Origin of the sequence: Streptomyces sp. NPDC059564 (genome assembly GCF_042735575.1) — a bacterium.
Classification (GTDB): Bacteria; Actinomycetota; Actinomycetes; order Streptomycetales; family Streptomycetaceae; genus Streptomyces.
The window spans coordinates 1-1,192 of record NZ_JBHWBP010000713.1 but is presented as its reverse complement, the minus strand read 5'-3'; the positions used below and the strand labels follow the sequence as shown (position 1 = coordinate 1,192).

1 protein-coding gene and 1 pseudogene are annotated in these 1,192 nt (G+C 79.1%); both read right to left on the bottom strand.

Translation table 11 applies throughout. The annotated features are described in order from the left end of the window. Positions 1-180 (bottom strand): annotated as a pseudogene (locus ACFV0Q_RS41855) (reductase); the annotation flags it as partial. An 84-nt stretch (positions 181-264) separates the two neighbouring features. Continuing rightward, positions 265-1,080, bottom strand: a complete 816-nt coding sequence (locus ACFV0Q_RS41850) for a hypothetical protein (protein ID WP_385013368.1) — start codon at positions 1,078-1,080, stop codon at positions 265-267. Between the last annotated feature and the right edge of the window lie 112 nt (positions 1,081-1,192).

Below are 1,192 nucleotides of genomic sequence, written 5' to 3'. Positions count from 1 at the left end.
GGGGTGGACCGCGTCCAGGAACCGGGTGAGGGCGCCGGGGCTGCCGGTGGCGAGGTCGAAGCGGACGTCGGCGTCGTCGCCGCGGCCGAGCGCGGTGAGCTGGACGGCCGGGTCGGCGAGCAGCCGGTCGGCGACGTAGCGTCCGAGGTAGCCGTTGGCTCCGATCAGCAGAACTCTCATCGCGCGGCCCCTCGGTTGATTGGCTGGCCGGTCATCCTGTTTCTCCTTGGGTGGGTGGGCTCGGTGGGCAGAGGGGTACGGCGCTCAGGGCCGCGCGTGGGCGGAGGCCCGGGACAGCGCGAGGACGGCGTGTACGAGGAGTCCCGCGGCGGCGGCGGACACCGCGGCCGGGGCCGGGAGCAGGGCGAGCGCCAGGGCCAGGGCCACCGGTGCCCGGTGCGCGCCGTGCCGCAGCAGCAGCCGGGTCAGGAACAGCAGCACCGCGAGCGGTACGGCCACGGCCGCGGCGGCTCCGGCGAGTGCGGCCGCCCCCGCGGCGGCCGCGGTGAACAGCACCAGGGTCCCGGCCAGCAGCGGCCGCGCCCCGGCGGCGAAGTCCTCCAGGGCCCGGCTCCCGGCGAGCCGGCGCCGCGCCCGGGCGGCGTACAGCGCCCCGGCGAGGTGCGCGGGGGCCACGGCCAGCGCGAGCGCGGCTCCGAGCGCCGGTCCGTGCCGGTGGACGGCCCAGCCGACGGCGGCGGCCGCGAGCAGGTGGGCGGCGTACGGGAACCGCCCCCCGGCGCTCCGCCCGGGCCACACCAGCGCGCCGACGGTGACGAGCACCGCGAGGGGGCCCGCCCCCGGCATCCCGGTGGCGGCCGCGCCGAACGCGAGGGCGCCGGGCAGCAGGGCGTACCCGAAGCCGCGCACCGCCCGGGGCCCGGCCGGCAGCGGCCGCTCCGCGAGGTCCGCCCCCGCCTCGCCGCGCGGGGTCCGGGCGTAGAGCTCCTCGGCGAGGGAGAACACGTCCCGGTGCCGGAACCGCGCGGCGGTCCGGTCGCTGATCCCGTGCGCCTCCAGCCCGGCGGCGATCTCCAGCGGATCGACGGCCCGCTCACAGAGCTCCCGATGCCGGTGCAACAGGGCCTTGACGGGATCCCCACCCGCCCTGCGCCGACGCTGGCCCGCAGTTTCAGCCTCGCCAGGGGGCACCTCCCGGCGGTAGCCGGGGGAATTTGAGGCGCGGGGGTCC